Source organism: Streptomyces sp. NPDC043176 (assembly GCF_056436715.1).
In genome coordinates this window covers 1-23,195 of sequence record NZ_JBWKCA010000012.1, presented here as the reverse complement: position 1 = coordinate 23,195, position 23,195 = coordinate 1, and the positions used below count along the sequence as shown (strand labels likewise).

20 protein-coding genes are annotated in these 23,195 nt (G+C 73.5%); 12 read left to right on the top strand and 8 right to left on the bottom strand.

Translation table 11 applies throughout. The features are described 5' to 3' along the window. Positions 1–18: 18 nt before the first annotated feature. Both AC067A_RS20650 and AC067A_RS20645 read right to left on the bottom strand, forming a co-directional pair. Positions 19–954: an HhH-GPD family protein gene (locus AC067A_RS20650; RefSeq protein WP_479243939.1), complete on the bottom strand. Its 936-nt coding sequence runs from the start codon at positions 952–954 to the stop codon at positions 19–21. A 33-nt stretch (positions 955–987) separates the two neighbouring features. Next, positions 988–1,671 carry a phosphatase PAP2 family protein gene (locus AC067A_RS20645; RefSeq protein ID WP_479243938.1) on the bottom strand — a complete coding sequence of 228 codons (684 nt, stop codon included), beginning with the start codon at positions 1,669–1,671 and terminating at the stop codon, positions 988–990. A gap of 225 nt (positions 1,672–1,896) precedes the next feature. On the opposite strand from AC067A_RS20645, the gene AC067A_RS20640 reads away from it, so the two are divergent. Further along, entirely contained in the window at positions 1,897–2,754 is an 858-nt protein-coding gene (locus AC067A_RS20640) for a hypothetical protein (protein WP_479243937.1), read from the top strand. A 253-nt stretch (positions 2,755–3,007) separates the two neighbouring features. Here AC067A_RS20640 and disA read toward each other — a convergent pair whose 3' ends face one another. After that, a complete protein-coding gene (disA, locus tag AC067A_RS20635; protein ID WP_366308939.1) occupies positions 3,008–4,132 on the bottom strand; it encodes a DNA integrity scanning diadenylate cyclase DisA in 1,125 nt (374 codons plus the stop codon). A 122-nt stretch (positions 4,133–4,254) separates the two neighbouring features. After that, positions 4,255–5,658, bottom strand: a complete 1,404-nt coding sequence (gene radA, locus AC067A_RS20630; protein ID WP_479243936.1) for a DNA repair protein RadA — start codon at positions 5,656–5,658, stop codon at positions 4,255–4,257. A gap of 173 nt (positions 5,659–5,831) precedes the next feature. Here radA and AC067A_RS20625 point away from each other — a divergent pair, with 173 nt between their 5' ends. Next, positions 5,832–7,601, top strand: coding sequence for a BACON domain-containing protein (locus AC067A_RS20625; RefSeq protein ID WP_479243935.1), 1,770 nt, complete (start codon positions 5,832–5,834; stop codon positions 7,599–7,601). Positions 7,602–7,790: 189 nt separating this feature from the next. Here the strand turns inward: AC067A_RS20625 and AC067A_RS20620 are convergent, their stop codons facing one another. Next, positions 7,791–8,675: a DUF3109 family protein gene (locus AC067A_RS20620; protein WP_479243934.1), complete on the bottom strand. Its 885-nt coding sequence runs from the start codon at positions 8,673–8,675 to the stop codon at positions 7,791–7,793. Positions 8,676–8,716: 41 nt separating this feature from the next. Here AC067A_RS20620 and AC067A_RS20615 point away from each other — a divergent pair, with 41 nt between their 5' ends. From AC067A_RS20615 to ilvD, 4 genes are all read left to right on the top strand, one after another. Then, positions 8,717–9,649 (top strand): Ppx/GppA family phosphatase, encoded by a 933-nt coding sequence (locus tag AC067A_RS20615; RefSeq protein WP_479243933.1) that lies wholly within the window; start codon positions 8,717–8,719, stop codon positions 9,647–9,649. A gap of 282 nt (positions 9,650–9,931) precedes the next feature. Then, complete coding sequence (locus AC067A_RS20610; protein WP_479243932.1) at positions 9,932–10,762, top strand: sugar phosphate isomerase/epimerase family protein; 831 nt, start codon at positions 9,932–9,934, stop codon at positions 10,760–10,762. Then, positions 10,759–11,370, top strand: coding sequence for a TetR/AcrR family transcriptional regulator (locus tag AC067A_RS20605; protein ID WP_479243931.1), 612 nt, complete (start codon positions 10,759–10,761; stop codon positions 11,368–11,370). Before AC067A_RS20610 ends, AC067A_RS20605 begins: the two co-directional genes overlap by 4 nt. A gap of 93 nt (positions 11,371–11,463) precedes the next feature. Then, on the top strand, positions 11,464–13,317 hold the full coding sequence (gene ilvD / locus AC067A_RS20600; protein WP_479243930.1) for a dihydroxy-acid dehydratase: 1,854 nt from the start codon (positions 11,464–11,466) through the stop codon (positions 13,315–13,317). Between the two features lie 207 nt (positions 13,318–13,524). Here ilvD and AC067A_RS20595 read toward each other — a convergent pair whose 3' ends face one another. Next, entirely contained in the window at positions 13,525–15,699 is a 2,175-nt protein-coding gene (locus AC067A_RS20595) for a protein kinase domain-containing protein (protein WP_479243929.1), read from the bottom strand. A 158-nt stretch (positions 15,700–15,857) separates the two neighbouring features. Here AC067A_RS20595 and AC067A_RS20590 point away from each other — a divergent pair, with 158 nt between their 5' ends. From AC067A_RS20590 to proC, 5 genes are all read left to right on the top strand, one after another. After that, positions 15,858–16,109, top strand: a complete 252-nt coding sequence (locus AC067A_RS20590; protein WP_479243928.1) for an SH3 domain-containing protein — start codon at positions 15,858–15,860, stop codon at positions 16,107–16,109. A gap of 34 nt (positions 16,110–16,143) precedes the next feature. Next, complete coding sequence (locus AC067A_RS20585) at positions 16,144–16,653, top strand: hypothetical protein (protein WP_479243927.1); 510 nt, start codon at positions 16,144–16,146, stop codon at positions 16,651–16,653. A 765-nt stretch (positions 16,654–17,418) separates the two neighbouring features. After that, the gene (locus tag AC067A_RS20580) at positions 17,419–18,348 is read left to right on the top strand and encodes an ABC transporter ATP-binding protein (RefSeq protein ID WP_479243926.1); all 930 of its coding nucleotides are present in this window, start codon (positions 17,419–17,421) and stop codon (positions 18,346–18,348) included. Next, on the top strand, positions 18,345–19,082 hold the full coding sequence (locus tag AC067A_RS20575; RefSeq protein ID WP_479243925.1) for an ABC transporter permease: 738 nt from the start codon (positions 18,345–18,347) through the stop codon (positions 19,080–19,082). The genes AC067A_RS20580 and AC067A_RS20575 overlap by 4 nt, the downstream gene beginning before the upstream one ends. An 84-nt stretch (positions 19,083–19,166) precedes the next feature. After that, complete coding sequence (proC, locus tag AC067A_RS20570) at positions 19,167–19,976, top strand: pyrroline-5-carboxylate reductase (RefSeq protein WP_479243924.1); 810 nt, start codon at positions 19,167–19,169, stop codon at positions 19,974–19,976. 1 nt (position 19,977) lies between these two features. Here proC and AC067A_RS20565 read toward each other — a convergent pair whose 3' ends face one another. Beyond that, positions 19,978–20,568 carry a cysteine hydrolase family protein gene (locus AC067A_RS20565; RefSeq protein WP_479243923.1) on the bottom strand — a complete coding sequence of 197 codons (591 nt, stop codon included), beginning with the start codon at positions 20,566–20,568 and terminating at the stop codon, positions 19,978–19,980. Positions 20,569–20,613: 45 nt separating this feature from the next. Here AC067A_RS20565 and AC067A_RS20560 point away from each other — a divergent pair, with 45 nt between their 5' ends. Continuing rightward, a complete protein-coding gene (locus AC067A_RS20560) occupies positions 20,614–21,657 on the top strand; it encodes a GlxA family transcriptional regulator (RefSeq protein WP_479243922.1) in 1,044 nt (347 codons plus the stop codon). Here AC067A_RS20560 and trpS read toward each other — a convergent pair. Beyond that, positions 21,624–22,622, bottom strand: a complete 999-nt coding sequence (gene trpS / locus AC067A_RS20555; protein WP_479243921.1) for a tryptophan--tRNA ligase — start codon at positions 22,620–22,622, stop codon at positions 21,624–21,626. The genes AC067A_RS20560 and trpS overlap by 34 nt on opposite strands. Positions 22,623–23,195 lie beyond the last annotated feature (573 nt).

Sequence of the window (23,195 nt, the reverse complement as noted above, 5' to 3'; positions counted from 1 at the left end):
GCCCGGGGGCGCGACGCCTCAGGAGAGCGGGAGGCGGTAGCGGCCGCCGTCCAGCGGCTCGACCAGGCCGTCCGCGACCAGGCCGTCGAGGGCCCGGGCCCGCTGCACCGGCTCGTCCCAGACCGCGTCCAGGGCCGCCTGCGCCACCGGGTCGGCCGACTCGCGCAGCACGGCGAGGAGTCGGCCCCGCACCTGCCGGTCGGTGCCGGCGTAGGTCTGGCCGCGCCGCGGCGGGCCGTCGTGCGCCGGCTTGCCCGCCAGACGCCAGGCGCACCGGGTGGCGATCGGGCAGCGCCCGCAGTCCTCGTTCTTCGCCGTGCACACCAGCGCGCCCAGCTCCATGGAGGCGGCGGCCCAGCGGGAGGCCGTCGCCTCGTCGCCCGGAAGCAGGGCGCGGGCGAGCCGCCGCTCGGCGGCCGTGGTCGCGTTCGGGGGGTACTGCACACCGGTCGCCGCCCGGGCGAACACCCGGCGCACGTTGGTGTCCAGGACCGCGTGCCGCTGCCCGTACGCGAAGGAGGCCACCGCCGCCGCCGTGTACTCGCCGATCCCGGGCAGTGCGAGGAGCTGCCCGTGGTCGCTCGGTACGTCGCCGCGGTGCCGTTCCGTTATGGCCACGGCCGCGGCGTGCAGCCGCAGCGCCCGGCGCGGATAGCCGAGCCGGCCCCAGGCCCGTACGGCCTCGCCGGGGGCCTCGGCGGCCAGGTCGGCCGGGCGCGGCCAGCGCGCGAGCCACTGCTCGTACACCGGGAGGACCCGGACGACCGGGGTCTGCTGGAGCATGAACTCGCTGACCATGACCCCCCAGGCGCCGGCCTCGGGGCGGCGCCAGGGCAGGTCACGGGCGTGCCTGTCGAACCAGGCGAGGACGGGGCCGTGCAGCTGGGCGGGGAGCTCCGGGGCCACGGGGCCCTCGGGGTCCGGGGACGTGGGGGGAGTGTCGATGGAAGTCATGGCACCTCCGATCCTGGCACGTCCGCGACGGGATCAGTACGCGCCGTGGCGTGCGCGGGAGGGCCGCTCGGAGTGTGCGGGAGCGTACGCGGCGGCGTGCGCCGCCGGTCCGCGCCCCGCACACCACGACACCACCGTGTTGCCGCTGGACCTGGCCGTCCCCACCAGCGACCGCACCGGCCGCTCGGCGGCCTTCATGACGAGGAAGGAGACCAGGGCGCCGACGAGCAGCCCGACGGTCACGTCGTGCGGGTAGTGGACGCCGACGAAGACCCGGGAGAACGCCATGAGCAGCGCCATCGGCACGGTCAGCCAGACGATCCCGCGCCAGGACAGGGCGAGGGCGATCGCGCCGGCGCCGGCGATGGCCGAGTGGTTGCTGGGGAAGGACCAGTCGCCGTACGGCGGGCAGGCGACGAGCGAGGCGGGCGCCCCGGCGACCGCGCGGCAGGGGCGTTCCTCGTCGACCAGCGACTTGAACGCCTCGCTCACCACGTACCCGAAGGCGGTGGCCAGCGGGGCGAGCAGCGCGAGCGTCATCGCCCGGTCCGACCCGTCGCGCGAGCGCCACCAGCCGGCCAGGAACAGCACGCCGAAGAGCAGCAGTCCGGCCTCGGTCCAGACCTCGGCGAGCCACTGGAACCAGTGGGGGGTGGAGTGGGCGAAATCGGCGACGTCGAGATACAGACGGTCGGAGAGGTCGAGGAGGGTGTTCATGGTGCACGACGCTAACCGGAATTCCGGGTCCCCCGCCCCGGGCCGACGACCAGGGCCACCCCCGACGAAAGTGGGGGGCTCGCGATTCGCGCCGGTAACCACCCATTTCGACCGGGGCCCCGGGAAAAGTTCCCGGAACCGACGGATGTGATCATCGGCAAAACTTGGCGTCTCGGGCGGCGGGTGGGGCGGGAGTTGAGCCGGATCTCTCGTAAGGTTCGGGTCGTGGGATCTTTGCGCAATCCGGTCGGGCCGCTTCCCTCCACCATCTACTGGCGACGGAGGGCGGTCGCGGTATGCCTGGTGGCGCTGCTGGCCCTGCTCGCCGTGTGGGCCGTCGCCTCCGGTGACGGGGGCGGGAAGAAGCCGAACGACGCCGCCAACGGCTCGTCGCCCACCCCGCCCTCGATCACGCCCGGCCCCTCCGGAACCGGCCCCGCGATCAGCCAACAGCCCGGCGGCCGCGACGAGTCGGGCGAGACCGGCGACTCCGACGGCTCCGACGGCTCCGACGCCAACGCGGGCACCGGCGCCAACGCGGGCACCGGCACGGACACGGGCGCCGACGCCGGTACGGACTCCGGTGCCGAGACCGGCGGGAAGAACGGCGACACCGACGGCGCCGGCGGCGACGGAGGCGCGGGCACCGGAGCCGGCCGGCAGGTCCCGGCGAACTCCCCCCTTCCGAACTGCCCCGCCGGAGCACTTCAGTTGACGCTCCGCAGCACCAAGATCTCCTACGAGGCCGGCGAGAAGCCGCGCTTCCACCTCGTCGCCAAGAACACCTCGAACACCGCCTGCAAGGCCGACTTCGGGCCCCGCGCCGCGGTGCTGACGATCAGCGACGCCCGCGACGACGCGGTCTGGTCCTCCGCCGACTGCCCCCGCCCCGGCAACCCGATCCTGCTCCAGGTCCCCGCCCTCGCCACCGTCACCCACACCGTCGAGTGGGACCGCGCCCGCAGCGCCCCCCGCTGCGCCACCGCCCCGGCCGGCCCGGCCCTCCCCGGCACCTACCTCGTGGAGGCCACGATGGCCGGCGCGAAGGTGCTCCCGGCCTCGTTCAGGCTGACGAACGACTGACGACTGACGACCGGCGACCGGCGACCGGCGACCGGCGACGGGCGACCGGTGACGGGCGACGGGCGACCGGCGCTGGGCGGACGGCGGACGGCGGACGGCGGAAGAGGTGCGGCGGAGGGCGTACGACTGGCGGACGGCTGACCCCCAGGGCCTTTCGGCCGTGATTCGCCGGAGCAGCCCGTACGCCGAAGACCCGCACGACGGTGCAGAGCCCGACAGAGCCAGACGTACCGCTCCAGGATCCCCGACAGACCTAGACGTACCGCTCCAGGATCGAGGACTCCGCGAGCCGCGACAGGCCCTCGCGCACGCTGCGGGCGCGGGCCTCGCCGACGCCGTCGACGGTCTGGAGGTCGTCCACGCTCGCCGCGAGGAGCTTCTGCAGGCCGCCGAAGTGCTCCACCAGCCGTTCGATGATCGCGCCGGGCAGCCGGGGCACCTTCGCGAGGAGCCGGTACCCGCGCGGCGACACCGCCGAGTCGAGGGTCTCCGGCGAGCCGCTGTATCCCAGAGCCCGAGCCACGACCGGAAGTTCGAGCAGCTCGGTGTGGGTGAGCGCGTCCAGCTCGGTCAGCGCCTCGGCGACCGTGCGGGCGCGCTTGGCGGTGGGCTCCGGCACGTAGTCCCGGATCACCAGCTCGCGCTCGGGCTCGACGCCCGCGATCAGCTCGTCGAGCTGGAGCGACAGGAGCCGTCCGTCGGTGCCCAGCTCGACCACGTACTCGGCGATCTCGGTGGCGATCCGGCGGACCATCTCCAGGCGCTGGGCGACGGCCGTGACGTCCCGGACGGTGACCAGGTCCTCGATCTCCAGGGCGGAGAGCGTGCCGGCCACCTCGTCGAGGCGCAGCTTGTACCGCTCCAGGGTCGCGAGGGCCTGGTTGGCACGGGACAGGATCGCCGCCGACTCCTCCAGGACCCGGCGCTCGCCGTTCACGTACAGCGCGATCAGCCGCATCGACTGGGAGACGGAGACGACCGGGAAGTTGCACTGCTTGGAGACCCGGTCCGCCGTGCGGTGGCGGGTGCCGGTCTCCTCGGTGGGAATGGAGGCGTCCGGGACCAGCTGCACGCCGGCGCGGTGGATCTTGGTGATGTCCTTGTCGAGGACGAGCGCGCCGTCGAGCTTGCACAGCTCACGCAGGCGCGTGGCGGCGAACTCGACGTCCAGCACGAAACCGCCGGTGGCCATCGAGTCGACCGTCTTGTCCAGGCCGAGCACGATGAGTCCGCCCGTGTTCCCGCGGAGGATCCGCTCCAGGCCGTCGCGCAGCGCGGTGCCGGGCGCGACGGCGCTCAGGGCGGCGCGCATCAGCGCTTCGTTGCCGGAGCCCGCGCCGGACTTTCCGGGAGCTGCTGCCCCGTCCTTGGCTGCCACTGCACTCCTCCGGCTCGTACGGATGGGCGAGACCAGGGCAAAGTCTAGCGACACCACCCCGCAGTCCTCCGCCCACGACCGATCAGGGGTGGTCCGAAAGGGGTCCCCACCCTGACCGGCGGCTAACCCTCGGCACCCTCCGGCGTCTTCGCGCGGCGGCTCCGGGGCAGCACCCGCAGGGCGTCCCCCATGTCCGCGACCTCGGTCACCTTCATGCCCGCCGGCACCTTGCCGGGGTCGGACGGCACGAGCGCGTGCGTGAAGCCGAGCCGGTGCGCCTCGGCGAGTCTCCGCTGCACGCCGGTCACCCGCCGCACCTCGCCCGCGAGCCCGACCTCGCCGATCGCGACCAGGTTCTTCGGCAGCGGGGTGTCGCTCGCCGCGGAGGCGAGCGCGAGGGCGATGGCCAGGTCGGCGGCGGGCTCGGTGAGCTTCACGCCGCCCACCGTCGCGCTGTAGATGTCCCGCTTGCCCAGTGCGCTGATCCGCCCGCGCTGCTCCAGGACCGCCAGCATCATCGAGACCCGGGAGGTCTCCAGACCGGAGGTGGTCCGGCGCGGGGACGGGATCTGGGAGTCCACGGTCAGCGCCTGGACCTCGGCGACCAGCGGCCGGCGACCCTCCAGGGTCACGGTCAGACAGGTGCCCGGCACGGCCACGTCCCGCCGGGTCAGGAACAGCCCTGACGGGTCGGCCAGGCCGGTGATGCCCTCGTCGTGCAGTTCGAAGCAGCCGACCTCGTCGGTCGCCCCGTACCGGTTCTTCACGCCGCGGACGAGGCGCAGCCGCGCGTGCCGGTCGCCCTCGAAGCTCAGGACGACGTCGACCAGGTGCTCCAGGAGCCGGGGGCCCGCGATGGCCCCGTCCTTGGTGACGTGGCCCACGAGCAGCGTGGACATGCCGCGCTCCTTGGAGACCCGGATCAGGGCTCCGGCGACCTCGCGGACCTGCGCCATGCCGCCGGGCGCGCCGTCGATCTCGGGGGAGGCGACGGTCTGCACCGAGTCCATGATCAGCAGGGAGGGCTTCACGGCGTCGAGGTGCCCGAGGACCGCCGACAGGTCGGTCTCGGCCGCCAGGTACAGGTGGTCGCTGAGCGCGTTGATCCGGTCGGCGCGCAGCCGGACCTGGCTCGCGGACTCCTCGCCCGTCACGTACAGCGTGCGGTGCTCGTCGCTCGCCGCCTTCGCCGCCACGTCGAGCAGCAGCGTGGACTTGCCGACGCCCGGCTCGCCCGCGAGCAGCACGACGGCGCCGGGCACCAGGCCCCCGCCGAGGACCCGGTCCAGCTCGTCGACGCCGGTCGAGCGGGCGGTCGCCTGCCGGCCGTCGATCTGGGCGATGGGGACGGCGGCCGTGGAGACCCGGCCGGCCGCGGTCGTCCGCACGGCGGGCGCGCCGTACTCCTCGACCGTCCCCCAGGCCTGGCATTCGGGGCAACGGCCGAGCCACTTGGCCGTCTGCCAGCCGCACTCGGTGCAGCGGTAGGACGGCCGGTCCTTGGCGGATTTCGTACGGGCAGCCATGTCCCCCACCGTATCGGCACCCACTGACAACGGGCCGCGGTCCTCCACAGGGGGACCGCCACGGCACCGGAACGCCGGGTTCCTGTCCTCTTTCGAGCGATAGCTTCACCCGTAAGAATGAGAATGGCTCAACCGGTACGAAGAGTGCCCTTCGCCTTGCCTACGGTCGCCCAGTGACGAGCAGCAGGCTGGATTCCCCCAGAGGCACCACCGGCGCCCACCGGGCGCACCGCGCCGCGGACCAGGGACCGCGCACGCTCGGCCGACGGCCCCCCGCCCACTACGAGGCCGCCCTCGACGGCCTCTTCACGTACTGCCTCTCCGTGCTCTGCGACCACGACACGGCGACCGCCGTCCTCGGCGACGTCCTCGCGGTCGCCGAGCGCCACCACGGCCGCTGCCCCTCCGACGAGGACGGCCGCACGGCCTGGCTGTACGCCCTCGCCCGCTGGGCCTGCCTGCGCAGCCTCGGCGAGCAGCGCCGCAAGCGCCAGGGCGCCCACACCGGCCGCCCCGCCGTCACCGCGTCCGAGCCGCCCAGGGTCTCCGAGGAGACCGCCGACCGGCGCCGGGCCGAACTCGCCAGCCTCGCCTGGCCCGAGGCGGCCGGCACCACGCCCGAGCAGCGCGAGGCCCTGGAGCTCGCCGTGCGGCACGGCCTCAGCCGGCGCCAGGTCGCCGCCGTCCTCTCCCTCGACCCGCAGGCCGCCCGCGAGCTCCTCGCCACCGCGGGCTGCGAGGTCGAGCGGACCCGCGCCGCGCTCGCCGTCGTGGAGACCGGCGGCTGCCCCACCGTCGCCCGGCTCACCGGCGACCACCGGGTGCTCCTCTCGGCCGCCCTGCGCGCCGAACTCGTCCGGCACGTCGACGACTGCCCCCGCTGCCGGCGAGTGGCCGAGCGCGTCGGCGCCGGCGGCCCCTGGCCCGGCACCACCGCACCGGCCCCCGCCCGGCTGCCGCTCGTCGAGGCGCCCCGGGCCGACGCGTACATGGCGATGCTGCACGTCCCCCGCGCGCGTGCCGGCGCCCCGCGCTTCGCGCCCACCGGCTTCCCGATGGATCCCAAGGACCACGTGGCCCGCCGCGACCGGATGCGGGCCCGCGCGGTGACCACCACCGTCGTGGCGGCCGTCGTCGCCGCCCCCGTCCTCGCCCTGTGGACCTCCTACCGGGGCACGCCCGCCGCGGACACGGCCGGCCGGGACGACGCCCGGATCAGCGCCCGCGAGGCGGGCGAGGCGGACGGCCCGGACGGTTACTACGAGAACGCGGGCAACGCCCGCACCACTCCCGAGCCCCGCTTCACCCAGGGCACCCGCGCCCCCGACGTCTCCGTCGAGGTGGTCAGCCCCGGCGGCCCCACCGGACCGTCCCGCCCCGGCGAGCCCGCCGCCGGCTGGATCACGGTCTCCGCGCGCGGTCACGGCGATCTGACCCTGCTCACGCTCACCGCGTCCGGCGGCTCCCCCGTCGACTGGTCGCTGTGGACGGACGCCCCCTGGCTGTACGTGACCCGGGCCTCGGGCACGCTCCGCCCCGGTGAGACGGTCACGATCACCGTCCGCGTCGACCACGGCCGCGAGCCCGTGGGCGCCTGGAGCGCGCGGATCGGCGTGAACCCCTCGGGCGCGGTCGTCAGGATCGACGGCCACCGTCCGCCCCCGCCCGTCGACGACCGGGTGATCACGCCTCCGCCGGTCACGACCACGGAGCCGACGACGCCGCCGACGTCCCCGCCGACGACCGAGCCGACCACTCCGCCCACGTCGCCGCCCACCACGGAGCCGACCACTCCGCCCACCACCGAGCCCACGACCCCGCCGACGACCGAGCCGACCACGGAGCCGACGACCCCGCCGCCGACCACCGAGGAGCCCCCGCCCACGACCTCCGACCCGGGCACACCCCCGGCACCCACGGAGGAGCCGGCGCCGTCTTCTTGAAGAGGCCCGGGTCTCGAAGAGGCCCGGTCGCTCGGGCTTCCCAGCGGGGGTCCGGTCGATCAGGCTTCTCAGTGGGTGGCCGGTCGATCAGACCGGGCCCGCGACGCCGGGCAGACAGAGACCATCCTCGGCAGACGGACCCTTCCCGGCGGACAGGCCACCCCCGGGAGACAGGCCACCCCCGGCGGATCAGGCCGGGTCGGCCGGATGCGGGGCCACGAGCGGCAGCTGCGAGGCGAGCCGCGCCTCGCACAGTCCGACGAGCACCTCGTACGCCTCCTCGCCCATCATCTCGACGAGCTCCGGCCGGTACGAGACGTACACCGGCTCGGCACCGACGTGCGCCGAGGACGCCGTCGTGCAGTACCAGTGCAGGTCGTGCCCGCCGGGCCCCCAGCCACGCCGGTCGTACTCGCCGATCGACACCTGGAGCACCCGGCTGTCGTCGGGACGGTCGATCCAGTCGTACGTCCGCCGCACCGGCAGCTGCCAGCACACGTCCGGCTTCGTCTCCAGCGGCTCCCGGCCCTCCTTCATCGCCAGGATGTGCAGCGAGCAGCCCGCGCCGCCCGCGAAGCCGGGGCGGTTCTGGAAGATGCACGAACCCTCCCAGCGGCGGGTCTGCCGGTCGCCGTCCTCGTCGAGCTGCACCCAGCCCGACTCCGCGCCGACGTCGTGGAACTGCCACAGCTCCGGCGTCAGCCGCGCCACGTGCCCGGCGACCCGCTTCTCGTCGTCCTCGTCGGAGAAGTGCGCCCCGAGCGTGCAGCAGCCGTCGTCCGCGCGCCCCTCCTGGATGCCCTGGCAGCCGTTCCCGAAGATGCAGGTCCAGCGAGAGGTCAGCCACGTCAGGTCGCAGCGGAAGACCTGCTCCTCGTCGGACGGATCGGGAAACTCGACCCACGCGCGCGCGAAGTCCAGCCCCTTCTCGTCGGGCTCCTCGGCCCGGCCCAGCTTCTGCTTCCCGACCTTGACCGCCTTCACGGACTTCGCCGCGTGCGCGGTCCTGGCCGCCTTCACGCCGCCGTCCATGTCGCGGTCTTTGTCCGGCTTCGCCTTCTTCGTCTTTGGCACAACACCAAGCGTATGACGATGAGCGCAGTAGCGTTCCGCCCATGAGACTCGGAGTCCTCGACGTCGGTTCGAACACAGTGCACCTCCTGGTGGTGGACGCCCATCCCGGCGCCCGGCCGCTGCCCGCCCACTCCCACAAGGCGGAGCTCCGGCTCGCCGAACTCCTCGACGAGCGGGGGGCGATCGCGCCCGACGGCGTCGAGCGGCTCATCGCGACCGTCCGGGACGCACTCCTGGCCGCCGAGGACAAGGGCTGCGAGGAGGTGCTGCCGTTCGCGACCTCGGCCGTCCGGGAGGCCAGCAACGCCGACGCCGTCCTCGCGCGCGTGAAGGACGAGACCGGCGTCGACCTCCAGGTCCTCACCGGCGAGGAGGAGGCCCGGCTCACCTTCCTCGCCGCCCGCCGCTGGTTCGGCTGGTCCGCCGGGAAGCTCCTCCTCCTCGACATCGGCGGCGGCTCCCTCGAAGTCGCCTTCGGCATCGACGAGGACCCGGACACGGCCGTCTCCCTGCCGCTCGGCGCCGGCCGCCTGACCGCCGGCTGGCTGCCCGGCGACCCGGCCGACAGCGCCGACGTGAAGTGCCTGCGCCGCCATGTGCGCGCCCAGATCGCCCGTACGGTCGGCGAGTTCAGCCGCTTCGGCCGCCCCGACCACGTCGTCGCCACCTCCAAGACCTTCAAGCAGCTGGCCAGGATCGCGGGCGCGCCCGGCTCCGGCGAGGGCCTCTACGTCCAGCGGATCCTCTCCCGCAAGTCCCTGGAGGAGTGGGTCCCGCGCCTCGCCGGCATGACCGCCCCCGAGCGCGCGGCCCTGCCCGGCGTCTCGGAGGGCCGCGCCGGCCAGCTCCTCGCGGGCGCCCTCGTCGCCGAGGGCGCCATGGACCTCCTCGGCGTCGAGGAACTAGAGATCTGCCCCTGGGCCCTCCGCGAGGGCGTCATCCTCCGCCGCCTCGACCACCTCCCGGAGCACTGACCCACCCGAAGCCCCCGGCCCGGCCCGGCGGCGGTACCGGAAGCGGCGCCGGACACCGGCAGGCCCGGCGGCGGTACCGGGACACCGGCAGGCCCGGCTGCGGGGGCCGGAAGCGGCGCCGGGAGACCGGCAGGCCCGGCCGCGCGGGACCGGAAGCGGCACCAGGACACCGCCAGGCCCGGCCGCGCGGGGCCGGAAGGCGGTTCCCTCCGCCGGCCGCGCGGGGCCGGGCGTGACCCGAACCACGCTCCGGCCCCCCGGCGGGCCCCGTACCCTGTCTCCGTGGCAGAACCAGTGGTGCGCATCCCGGATGCGAAGGTCGCCCTGTCGACGGCCTCGGTCTATCCGGAGTCGACGGCGACGGCCTTCGAGATCGCCGCGCGCCTCGGCTACGACGGTGTCGAGGTCATGGTGTGGACCGATCCGGTCAGCCAGGACATCGAGGCGCTGCGCCGCCTCTCCGACTACCACCAGGTCCCGATCCTGGCCGTCCACGCCCCCTGCCTCCTCATCACCCAGCGCGTCTGGTCCACCGACCCGTGGGTCAAGCTCCAGCGCGCCCAGGCGGCCGCCGAGAAGCTCGGCGCGTCCACGGTCGTCGTGCACCCGCCGTTCCGCTGGCAGCGCCAGTACGCCAAGGACTTCGTCACCGGAATCTGGCGGATGGCGGACGAGACCGACGTCCGGTTCGCCGTCGAGAACATGTACCCGTGGCGGTACAAGGACCGCGAGATGCTCGCGTACGCCCCCGAGTGGGACGTCACCAAGGACGACTACCGGCACTTCACCGTCGACCTCTCGCACACCGCGACCGCCCGCACCGACGCCCTCGCGATGATCGACCGGATGGGCGACCGGCTCGGTCACGTCCACCTCGCCGACGGCAAGGGTTCCGCGAAGGACGAGCACCTGGTCCCGGGGCGCGGCACGCAGCCCTGTGCCGAGCTCCTGGAGCGGCTCGCGCTCACCGGTTTCGACGGCCACGTCGTCATCGAGGTCAACACCCGCCGGGCGATGTCAGCCGCCGAACGCGAGGCCGACCTCGCGGAGGCCCTGGCGTTCACCCGGCTGCACCTCGCCTCCGCCCGCCCCTCCCGGGTGCCGCGGACGTGACCGCGGCGGCCCCGCGCCGACGCGGCCGCCCCTCCCGTACCGAGGAGGAGAGCGGCCCGGGCGCGCGCGAGCGCATCCTGGAAGCGGCCCGCGCCGAGTTCGCGGAGCGGGGCTACGACAAGGCCTCGGTGCGCGGCATCGCCCGGGCGGCGGGCGTGGACCCGGCGCTCGTGCACCACTACTTCGGCACGAAGGACGAGGTCTTCGCCGCCGCGATCGAGGTCTCCTTCGAGCCGGCGACCGTCGTCCCGGCGATCGTGGCGGGCCCGCGTGACGCGATCGGCGAGCGGCTGGCGAGGTTCTTCATCGGCGTCTGGGAGAACCCCGTCAGCCGCGCCCCGCTCCTCGCCACCGTCCGTTCCGCGCTGACCCACGAGGCGGCGGCCAAGGTGCTGCGGACCTTCGTGCTCCGCCGGCTCCTGGAGCGGATCGCGGCCGAGCTGGACGTGCCGGAACCGGCGCTCCGGGCGGAGCTGGCCGCCTCCCAGATGATCGGGATCGTGATCATGCGGTATGTGATCAAGGTCGAGCCGCTGGCCTCCGCGGAACCGGAGGCGATCGTGGCCCAGGTGGCCCCGACCCTCCAGCGGTACCTGACCGAAGGCTGAACACCCGTCCCGCATTCCGGACGGTCCGTCCAGATCTTGGAGCGTCGGCGTACGCTCGAATGCAAGCACACCCATCACGAGGAGCGAGCGACGATGCCCGAGCTGAGGTCCCGCACAGTCACCCACGGTCGCAACATGGCGGGCGCCCGCGCCCTTATGCGAGCCTCCGGTGTACCCGGCGCGGACATCGGCCGGAAGCCCATCATCGCGGTCGCCAACTCCTTCACGGAGTTCGTCCCCGGCCACACCCACCTCCAGCCGGTCGGCCGGATCGTCTCCGACGCCATCACGGCCGCCGGCGGCATCGCCCGCGAGTTCAACACGATCGCCGTCGACGACGGCATCGCGATGGGCCACGGCGGCATGCTCTACTCGCTGCCCTCCCGCGACCTGATCGCCGACAGCGTGGAGTACATGGTCGAGGCGCACTGCGCCGACGCCCTGATCTGCATCTCCAACTGCGACAAGATCACCCCCGGCATGCTGATGGCCGCCCTGCGCCTCGACATCCCGACGGTCTTCGTCTCCGGCGGCCCCATGGAGTCCGGCCGCGCCACCCTCGTCGACGGCACGGTCCGCACCCTCGACCTGGTCGACGCGATCTCCGACGCCGTGAACCCCAATATCTCGGACGAGGACATCGCCCGCATCGAGGAGAACGCCTGTCCGACCTGCGGGTCGTGTTCCGGCATGTTCACCGCCAACTCGATGAACTGCCTGACCGAGGCCATCGGCCTCTCCCTCCCCGGCAACGGCTCCCTGCTCGCCACCCACACCGGCCGCAAGGCGCTGTACGAGGACGCGGCCCGCACCGTCGTCGACATCACCCGCCGGTACTACGACGAGGACGACGCCTCCGTCCTGCCGCGCTCGATCGCCACCCGCGCCGCCTTCGAGAACGCCATGGCCCTCGACATCGCCATGGGCGGCTCGACGAACACGATCCTCCACCTGCTCGCCGCCGCCCAGGAGGCCGAGCTCGACTACGGCCTGACCGACATGGACGAGGTCTCGCGCCGGGTGCCCTGCCTGGCCAAGGTCGCCCCGAACGTCGCCAAGGACCGCACGTACTACATGGAGGACGTGCACCGGGCCGGCGGCATCCCCGCCATCCTCGGCGAGCTCTACCGCGCCGGCCTGCTCAACGAGGACGTCCACTCCGTCCACTCCCGCTCCATCAAGGAGTGGCTGGACGCCTGGGACGTCCGCGGCGGCGCCGCCACCGACGAGGCCGTCGAGCTGTTCCACGCGGCCCCCGGCTGCGTCCGCTCGGCGACCGCGTTCTCCCAGTCCGAGCGCTGGGAGTCGCTCGACGTGGACGCGGCCGGCGGCTGCATCCGCGACGCCGCCCACGCGTACTCCAAGGACGGCGGCCTCGCGGTCCTGCACGGCAACCTCGCCGCCGACGGCTGCGTCGTGAAGACCGCCGGCGTCGACGAGTCGATCTGGACCTTCGAGGGCCCGGCCGTCGTCTGCGAGTCGCAGGACGAGGCCGTCGAGAAGATCCTCAACAAGCAGGTCACCGACGGCGACGTGGTCGTCATCCGGTACGAGGGCCCGCGCGGCGGCCCGGGCATGCAGGAGATGCTCTACCCGACGTCCTTCCTCAAGGGCCGCGGGCTGGGCAAGACCTGCGCGCTGATCACCGACGGCCGCTTCTCCGGCGGCACCTCGGGCCTCTCCATCGGCCACGCCTCCCCGGAGGCCGCGTCGGGCGGCACGATCGCCCTCGTCGAGGACGGCGACCGGATCCGCATCGACATCCCGAACCGCTCCATCGAGCTCCTCGTCGACGAGGCCACCCTCGCCGCCCGCCGCGAGGCGCTGGGCGGCGTCTACGCCCCGAAGAACCGGCAGCGCAAGGTGTCCGCCGCCCTCCGCGCCTACGCCGCGATGGCGACCAGCGCCGACAAGGGCGCGGTCAGGGACGTGACCAAGCTGGGCTGAGCCCGGCAGCGGTACGCAGAAGGGGAGCGGGCCCACGGCCCGCTCCCCTTCGCCGTACGCACCGCTCACCGCGAGACCCGGCCCGCCGTCGCCGTACGCACCCTCACCGCTCACGGCTCACCGCTCACGGCTCACCGCTCACGGCTCACCGCTCACGGCTCACCGCTCACGGCTCACCGCGAGCCACGGCTCGCGGGCGTCAGCCGTTCACCAGGACCCCGGCTCGCGCGCGTCGACGGCGAACACGGAGCCGTCGGGAGCGGTCCCGAACACCCGGTCCCCGGCGACCGACGGCGACGGCACGGAAGGTGCGTACCCGAGCCGGCCGTTCTGGAGCCGGGGCCGGGTCTGCCCGATGAGGGCCCCGCGCGCGGTGTCGACGGCGAGGAGTCGTCCGTCCTGGACGGAGAAGTACAGGCGGTCGCCGGGGCCGAGGACCGGCGGGGAGACGTTCCCGGCGGCCGTCTCCAGGTCCCACAGCACCCGCCCCTTCTCCGCGGCGGTGTCGAAGGCGGTGAGGTGCCCGTCCGCTTCGAGCAGGTGGACGACGGCGCCGCGCACGGCGATGCCCCGCAGATCCATCCGGCTCGGCAGGGTCAGCCTGCGCACGGATGCCCGGCCGCCGTCGCCGGGCCCCAGGAGCACCAGCGAGTCGACCAGCCCGGTGTCGTAGAGCGAGGCCAGGACCAGCGTGCCGTCGCCGGTGCGGCCCACCGGATCGAGGTCGCCCTCCAGCTTCCGGTGCCAGGCCACCTCGCCGGTGGCCGGGCGGACCGCGCCCACTTCGGTGCTGGTGCCGTCGAACGAGGTCTCGGACACCGTGAGCAGCCCGGAGGGCGCGTCGTACGTTCCCGGGCGCGGGACGCCGAATCCGGCCACGCCGTGCCGCCAGAGCTCCTTGCCGCTGCGGCCGTCGACCGCCCGCAGGCCGCCGGCGCCGTCCGACAGGACGACGGCGGAGCCGGCCGGCCGGTACGACTCGGGCACGCCCGCGCCCGCCTTCCAGCCGGGGCGTCCGTCCTCCGCCCCGTACGCCCGCAAGGGCTCGGTGGGGGCGGCGGCGCCGATCAGCCGGCCGCCCGCGAGGACGACCGGGGCCTCGGGCGAGCCCTGTTCGATGGGGGAGCTCCGCGACCAGAGGACCCGGCCGGTCACCGGGTCGAGCCGGGCGAGCCCGACGCCCCGGGCCGTGCAGTACAGCGCCCCCGCGTCGTGGGCGCAGGCGGGAGCGGCCGTGGGGCCGAGTTCCTGGAGCGGGGTGCGCCAGCCGGTGAAGGCGTTGGCCACCTCGTCGGGGCGGGCGGGTGCCTCGGGTGCGGGGTCCGCCGGGGCGCTCAGCGCCGCGTACAGGCCGGCTCCGGTCAGCGCGAGCACGGCGGCGACGGCCAGCGTCGGGCGCGGGCGGATCCGCCCGGCGAGGCGCGGGCCCCGGCGGCGCGGCGCCGGCACGGTGACGCGCACCGGTGTGTCCGCGTCCCACGCGGGCGCGTGGCCGGACTCGCCGTCCGGCAGCGAGGGCCGCCGCCGCTGTGCCGGTATGAAGGCCTCCGCCTCGTACGAGGGAGGCAGCAGCGCCGACATGATCTGGGCCGGGGTCGGCCGGTCGGCCGGCTCCTTGGCGAGGCAGCGCGCGACGAGCGGCGCCAGTTCCACCGGCACGCCCGTCAGGTCCGGCTCGTCGTGGACGACCTGGTACGCCACGATGTACGGGCTGTCGGAGTCGAACGGGCCGTGCCCCGTCGCCGCGTGCACCAGAACCGAGCCGAGCGCGAAGACGTCCGCCGCGGGTCCGACTTCGCGCGGGCGCTGGAACTGCTCCGGCGCCATGAACGGCGGCGAGCCGATCAGCTTGCCCGTCTCGGTGTGCAGGTCACTGTCGACCGGCCGCGAGATGCCGAAGTCGATGACCTTCGGCCCGGTGTCGGTCAGCAGGACGTTGCTGGGCTTGAGGTCCCGGTGGACGACGCCCGCCCGGTGGATGTCGCGCAGCGCCTCGGCGAGCCCGGCGGTGAGCCGGCGCAGTTCGGCGGGGGACAGCGGCCCGTTCCGCTTCACCTGGTCGGCGAGGGTCGGGCCGGGGACGTAGAGGGTCGCCATCCAGGGGCGTACGGCGTCGGGGTCGGCGTCCACCACCGGCGCGGTGAAGGCCCCGCTGACCCGGCGGGCCGCCGCGACCTCCTGGCGGAAACGCGCCCGGAACTCGGGGTCCTCCGCATACCGTGCGTGCACGACCTTGACCGCGAGCCGCAGGCCCGAAGCCGACGCCGCGAGGTGTACGACGCCCATGCCGCCGGCTCCCAGACACGCTTCGAGCCGGTAGTCACCCGCAAACTCGGGCCCCTCCGCTTCCCGGTCGGAACCGGTACCGCGCAACGGTGGCATCGCCCACCCCCGTGTGATTCCCCGTCACCTCACGCGCACGTGCGCGACCCGACGGAGCCTAGTCCATGGTGCCCTCGATGTCGGCGGAGCTTGCTAGCCTGCGCGTCGCGGAGAGTGAAACTCAGCGGAGCGCTTTTGCGCCACAGGGGGAGGACACCATGAGCACGCGCTACGAGGTCGCACCGGGCTACCGGGTCAACGTCCGCTCGGGCCCGAGCACCAAGTACCCGATCGTCCGGGTGCTGCCGCTCGGCGCCACCGTCGCGATCAACTGCCAGAAGTACGGCGAGTGGATCAGCGGCCCCTACGGCACCACCAACATCTGGGACAACATAGCGCCGGGCGAGTACATCTCCGACGCCTATGTCCACACGGGCAGCGACGACCTCGTCGCACCGCGCTGCTCCTGAGCCGTCCTCCGTCGTCCCGGGGATAATCGACCTCGTGAGCGACGACAAGAACCCCCGCACGACCGGCCGCTCCTCCGGCGGTGCGCCCATCGGGCCGCAGCCGGAGGAGATCCGTTTCTTCGGCACGTCCTGGCTCGACCACACCGACGGCTACGCCCTGCGCCGCGCCGGCCTCGCCGTCGGCTCGCTCGCCGCCGCCGTCGCGGCCTGCTTCGTCCTGCGCTTCGCCTACGAGGGCCTGGAGATCGCCGCCGTCGGCGGCATCGTCAACATGCTGGTCGTCGTGATGTTCGCGGTCTGCAGTGCCATCGCCTTCCGCAAGACCTGGGAGGGCTTCGGCCGCCGCCCCGCCGACCCGGCCCGCGAGGAGTCCCTCCGCAGCCTCAAGGCCATCGGCTTCATCGGCTCCCTCCTCGCCTACTCCCTCCGCTGCCTCATCGAAGCCCCCGGCGAGAAGCTCCACCGCACCGAATACCAAACCGCCCTCACCCGCCGAGCCTCCCGCTCCAACAACCCCTCCACCCGCAGCCCCAAACGCAAGTAACCCCCGGCCCACCCCAACCAGGCCCCAGCCCCCGCAGACCGCACTGCCACCCCAACCAGGTTGTGGCCCCCGCGGACTGCTGCCGTCGCGAGCAGGTTGTGGGCTCCTGCCTCACCTCCGGCCCCCGGGCCGTTCTGCCGTCGCGAGCAGGCCGCGGGCCTCGCACCTCTTCCGGCCCCTGGGCCGTTCTGCCATCACGAGCAGGCCGCGGGCCTCGCCCTACTTCCGGCCCCGGGCGGCACTGCCATCGCGAGCAGGCCGCGGGCCCCCGCCCCACCTCCAGCCCCGGAGCCGCTCTGCCGTCGCGAGCAGGCCGCGGGCTCCTGCCTCACCTCCGGCCCCGAGCCGCTCTGCCGTCGCAAGCAGGTTGTGGGCTCCCGCCCCCCTTCCGGCCCTCGGACCGTTCTGCCATCGCGAGCAGGTTGTGGGCATCTGTTCCGCAAGGGCGGAACGGGTGGGCACAACCCCCCACCGGCCCCCAGCGGCCCGGAAACCCAGCCTTCACCCTCCGAGGGCCCGAGCCCCTCACGGCCCCGCCGCCCCGCCCCGCCGCCCCGCCGCGCCCCCTCCCCGGCCCCCTTCCGCTGCCGCGCCCGCGTCTCGGCGCTCCCGGCTGAGGCCCGCCCGCCACCCCGCCGCCCGCCAGGTCCCCCGCCCCGGCCAAGGTCCCACCCCGGCGGCCTGCAAGCACTCCCCCCAAGGGCGAAAGAGAGGCGCACCCCCAAGCCCTTGACCCCACCCACCCCCAGGCGCATTATTCATCGCATGGTGAATTACCCGCCCGGCGGCGCGGCCGCCAACCAACCCCCCAGCCCCGCCGCCCCCTCCATCACCGCCCGAAACCTCACCACCACCCGCGCCGACCGCCAGGTCCTCCGCGGGCTCGACTTCGACATCCCCACCGCCCGCATCACCGGCCTCCTGGGCCCGTCGGGCTGCGGCAAGACGACCCTCATGCGCGCCATCGTCGGCACCCAGGCCAGAGTCGACGGCACCCTCCAGGTCCTCGGCCGCCGCGCCGGCGACCCGGCACTCCGCTCCCGCATCGGGTACGTCACCCAGGCTCCGTCGGTCTACGACGACCTCACCGTCCGACAGAACCTGGACTACTTCGCCGCCGTGCTGCTCCCGGGCCGCGCCCTGCGCCACGACCGCCGCGCCGCGGTCGACCGGGCCCTCACCGACGTCGACCTGACCTCGCACGCCGACTCCCTCGCCGGCAGGCTCTCGGGCGGGCAGCGCAGTCGGGTCTCGCTCGCCGTAGCCCTTCTCGGCACCCCGGAACTCCTCGTCCTCGACGAGCCCACCGTCGGCCTGGACCCCGTCCTGCGCCGCGACCTGTGGAACCTCTTCCATCAGATCGCCGCCGACCGGGGCACCACGCTCCTCGTCTCCTCCCACGTCATGGACGAAGCCGAACGCTGCCACCGGCTCCTCCTCATGCGCGAGGGCGAGATCCTCGCCGACGACACCCCCGAGAACCTCCGTCGGCGCAACGACACCGCCACCGTCGAAGAGGCCTTCCTCCGCCTCGTCGACGCCGCCGCAGCCCGAGACGCCGCAGCCCGAGACGCCGCGACCCAACGCCTCACCGAAAACCCGCCCGAAACCCCAGCCGCGACCGAACCCCCCGCCCCCGCCCCCGCCCCAGGTCCAGACCCCGCCCGCGACGCCCACGGGGAGCCCCGGTCATGAGCCCCGCCCGCACCCTCGCCACCGCCGCCCGGGTCCTGCGTCAGCTGCGGCACGACCCGCGCTCGATCGCCCTGCTGCTCCTCGTGCCCTGCGTCATGCTCGTCCTGCTCCGCTACGTCTTCGACGGCAGCCCGCAGACCTTCGACAACATCGGGGGATCGCTCCTCGGGATCTTCCCGCTGATCACGATGTTCCTGGTGACCTCCATCGCGACCCTCCGCGAGCGCACCTCCGGCACCCTGGAACGCCTGCTCGCCATGCCCCTCGGCAAGACCGACCTCATCGCCGGCTACGCCCTCGCCTTCGGGCTCCTCGCGATCGTCCAGTCGGCCCTCGCCACGGGCATCGCCGTCTGGTTCCTCGGCCTCGACGTCATCGGGTCGCCCTGGCTCCTGCTCCTGGTCGCCCTCCTCGACGCCCTCCTCGGCACCGCGCTCGGCCTCTTCGTCTCCGCCTTCGCCGCCTCGGAGTTCCAGGCCGTCCAGTTCATGCCGGCGGTGATCTTCCCCCAGCTCCTGCTCTGCGGGCTGTTCACACCGCGCGACCGGATGGCCCCCGCACTCGAGGCGATCTCCGACGTCCTGCCGATGTCGTACGCCGTCGACGGCATGAACGAGGTACTCCGCCACCCCGACATCACCGGAGACTTCGTCCGCGACGTCCTCGTCGTCGCAGGCTGCGGCCTGCTCGTCCTCGGCCTCGGCGCGGCCACCCTCCGCCGCCGCACCGCGTGACCGCCCCTCGGACACCCGCACACCACCCGGCCCGCCGGTGCGAGGATGACGACACGTACCCCCTCCGGCGAGGTGAACAGAGCCATGACCCAGACCGTCGCAGTCCTCGGCACCGGCAAGATCGGTGAAGCGCTCCTCAGCGGCATGATCCGCGCCGGGTGGCGCCCCGCGAACCTCCTGGTCACCGCCCGCCGCGCCGAACGCGCCGAGGAGCTCCGCACCCGCTACGGCGTCGAGACCGTCACCAACGCCGAGGCCGCCAAGCGCGCCGACACCCTCATCCTGGCCGTCAAGCCCCAGGACATGGGCCGTCTCCTCGACGAGCTCGCCCCGCACGTCGCCGCCGACCGCCTGGTCATCAGCGCCGCCGCCGGCATCCCGACCTCCTTCATCGAGGAGCGCCTGACCTCGGGCACCCCCGTCGTCCGCGTCATGCCGAACACCCCCGTCCTCGTCGACGAGGGCATGTCCGTCATCTCGGCCGGCAGCCACGCCACCCCCGGGCACCTCGCCCACACCGAGGAGATCTTCGGCGGGGTCGGCAAGACCCTCCGCGTCCCCGAGTCGCAGCAGGACGCGGCCACCGCCCTCTCCGGCTCCGGCCCGGCCTACTTCTACTTCCTCGTCGAGGCGATGACCGACGCGGGCATCCTCCTCGGCCTGCCCCGCGCCCAGGCCCACGACCTCATCGTCCAGGCCGCCATCGGCGCCGCCGTGATGCTCCGCGACAGCGGCGAGCACCCGGTCAAGCTCCGCGAAGCCGTGACCTCCCCGGCCGGCACCACCATCAGCGCCATCCGCGAACTGGAGAACCACGGCGTCCGCGCCGCCCTCATCGCCGCCCTCGAAGCCGCCCGCGACCGCAGTCGCGAGCTCGCCTCCGGCAACGGCTGACCTACGCGGCCGAGGCCGCGCCCTTCACCACGTCCTCCGTGGTCACGACCCGGGCGAACCGCCCGCCGTGCAGCGACACCGCCGTCGCCCGGGTCAGCTCCTCCGCCGTCTGCGTCCAGCCGAACGGCCCGGCCAGGTCGAAGGTGTGCATCGCGTCCAGCGGGTACAGCACGTCGTACCCGAGGTTCCCGCCCATCCGAGCCGTCGTCTCGTTGCACATGTTCGTCTGGATTCCGACGATCACGATCTGCCCGGCCCCCACGCCCTTCAGCCAGGCGTCCAGGTCCGGCTCCCCGTAGAACGCCGAGTTCACGCTCTTCGTGACCAGCACCTCAGGACCGGCCCCCTTCCCCCGCCGCTCCTCGACGACGTCCTTGAACTCGTTCCCCTCGGTCCCCGGCTGAAGCGGCGAACCCTCCTGCCGCGAGTCGTGCCGCACGAAGACGACTGGCCGTCCCGTCTCCTGCCATACGTCGATCAGGGCCGCGATGTTCCGCTCGGCGTCCGGGTTGTCACGACGTCCCCAGAACTCCTGCTCGAAGCCCTTCTGCACGTCGATGACCACCAGCGCCGCGTTCTCGTTGATCTCCATGACAACGATCCTCCCGCCGCCGGGCGCCCTCTCCCAGAGGGTCGAATGACAGCGATCGATGGTTTACTGCCACACGTGCCGCTACCCCCCACCAGCCGTCCCCAGCGCATCGCACTCCTCGCCTTCCCCGGCATCCGCGCCTTCGACCTCTCCGTCATCACCGAGGTCTGGGACAGCGACCGCACCCTCCGAGGCGTCCCTCCCTTCGAGCTCCGCCGGGCCGCCGCCGACCCGCACACCCCCATCCCGCTGCGCGGCGGCCTCACCCTCACCCCCGACCGCGCACTCGACTGGCTCGACGACCTCACTCCCACGGACCTGGTCGTCGTCCCCGGCATCGAGAACCCGGACGCCGAGCTCCCCACCCCGGTCCTCGACGCCCTCCGCCGCGCCCACACCGCGGGCATCCCCGTGGCCTCGCTCTGCGCCGGCGCCTTCGTCCTGGCCCGCGCCGGACTCCTCGACGGCCGCCGCGCCGTCACCCACTGGCATCTGGCCCCGACCCTCGCCGTCCGCCACCCCGCGATCCAGGTCGAGCCCGACGCCCTCTTCGTCGAGGACTCCCGCATCTGGACCTCGGCCGGCACCGCGGCGGGCATCGACCTCTGCCTCCACCTCGTCCGCACCGCCCACGGAGCCGAAGCGGCCGCCGCCATCGCCCGCTCCATGGTCACCGCACCCTTCCGCACCGGCACCCAGGCCCAGTTCATCGAGCACCCCACTCCCCGCGCCGACCGCGACGCCGACGCCCTCGCCGACGTCCGCGCCCACGCACTCGCCCACCTCGCGGAACCCCACACCGTCGCGACCCTCGCGGCCCGCGCCGGGATGTCCCCGCGGTCCTTCGCCCGCCACTTCCAGGCCACCACCGGAACCACCCCCCTGCACTGGCTCATCACCCAGCGCGTCGCCGCCGCACAGAAGCTCCTCGAACTCACCGACCACCCCCTCCCCGAGGTGGCCCGCCGCGCGGGCTTCGGCAGCGAGATCACGATGCGCCAGCACTTCGCCTCGCACCTCTCCACCAGCCCGCGCGACTACCGCAACGCGTTCCGTCACCCCGCGGGCAACAGCCCGATCGCCCGATAGGCCCGGTCCACCAAAGGCCGAGCCGTCTCCCGGGCCCGCGCGGCCCCGTCCCGTAGCACCTGATCCACATGGCCGGGGTCCGCCGCGAGCTCGGCATGCCGCTCCCGCAGGGGCCTCAGCAGCTCGACGACCGCGTCCGCCGTGTCCTTCTTCAACGACCCGTACGTCTCGTATACACCGGCCAGCGCCTCGGGGTTCCCATCGGTGGCCGCCGCCATCAGATCGAGCAGGTTCGCGATGCCGGGCTTCCGCTCCCGGTCGTACTCGACCTCCCGCCCGCTGTCCGTCACGGCCCGCATGACCTTCCGCCGCACGGTCTCCGCGTCGTCGAGCAGATAGACGATCCCGGCCCCGTTCGCGTGGGACTTCCCCATCTTCGACGTCGGGTCCTGGAGGTCCATGACCCGAGCCGCCACCCTCGGCTGCGTCGCCCTCGGCACGGTGAAGGTGTGCCCGTACCGCTGGTTGAACCGCACGGCCAGATCCCGGGTGAGCTCCACGTGCTGGGTCTGGTCCTCACCCACCGGCACCTCGTCGGTCCCGTACGCCAGGATGTCCGCCGCCATCAGCACCGGATACGTCAGCAACGACAGCCGCACACCCTCCCCGGCCGCCCGCGCCCGCAGGCTCTTCTCCTTGTACTGGATCATCCGCCGCAGCTCGCCGTCCGTCGCCGTGCACTCCAGCAGGTACGACAGCCGCGCGTGCTCGTCCACGTGGCTCTGCACGAAGAGCGTGCACAGCTTGGGATCCAGCCCCGCCGCCAACAGCAGGGTCGCCGCCTGCCGGCTGAGCCGCCGCACCCGCCCCGGGTCGTGCTCCACCGTCAGCGCGTGCAGGTCCACGACGCTGAACAGCGCCTCCGCCTGATGCTGATCGACCTCGACCCACCGCCGTACGGCCCCGAGGTAGTTGCCCAGCGTCAGATGCCCGGTGGGCTTGATCCCGCTGAAGATCCTCGCCATCGCGTTCGTTCTCCCTCTTCTCCTGGGCGCCGACCCGGCGGCCGCCTCCCGGAGGGGGATACGCGAACGGCCGCCGAGGCGGCGGCCGCTTGGTGCATGCGTGAGTGCGGGCCGCCGGTCAGGCGGCCCACCACTGGGTGGTGTGCGCATGCGTACTCATACGCAGAGGCTACGCCCCAGGGCCGGGGTTGACACGGGATTCCCCGCTCCGTAGTGTTCTCCGAGTTGTCCGACGTGAGCACCGACTCCGGTCGGCCCCGGACAGCCATTCCGCAAGACCCTCAGAAGCTGACGACGCTTTGCTGTGTCGTCTCGCTTTCCGTGCGTTTTTGCGAAATGAGGAATCCGCGTTCGAAGGTCTGAGCGCAGCCGCCCGATTAGCGTCGGAGGCAGGAAATCCGCTAAAGTCTCACTCGTCGGAACGGCCCAACAGCCGCAAAGACAAACCCCGCTGACTGGGAATCAGACACCGAAAGGGTCTGGTAGAGTCGGAACCGCCGAAAGGCCCCCGGCGCGAAAGCGGAAACGGGGACCGGAAAGCACCGAGGAAATCGGATCGGAAAGATCTGATAG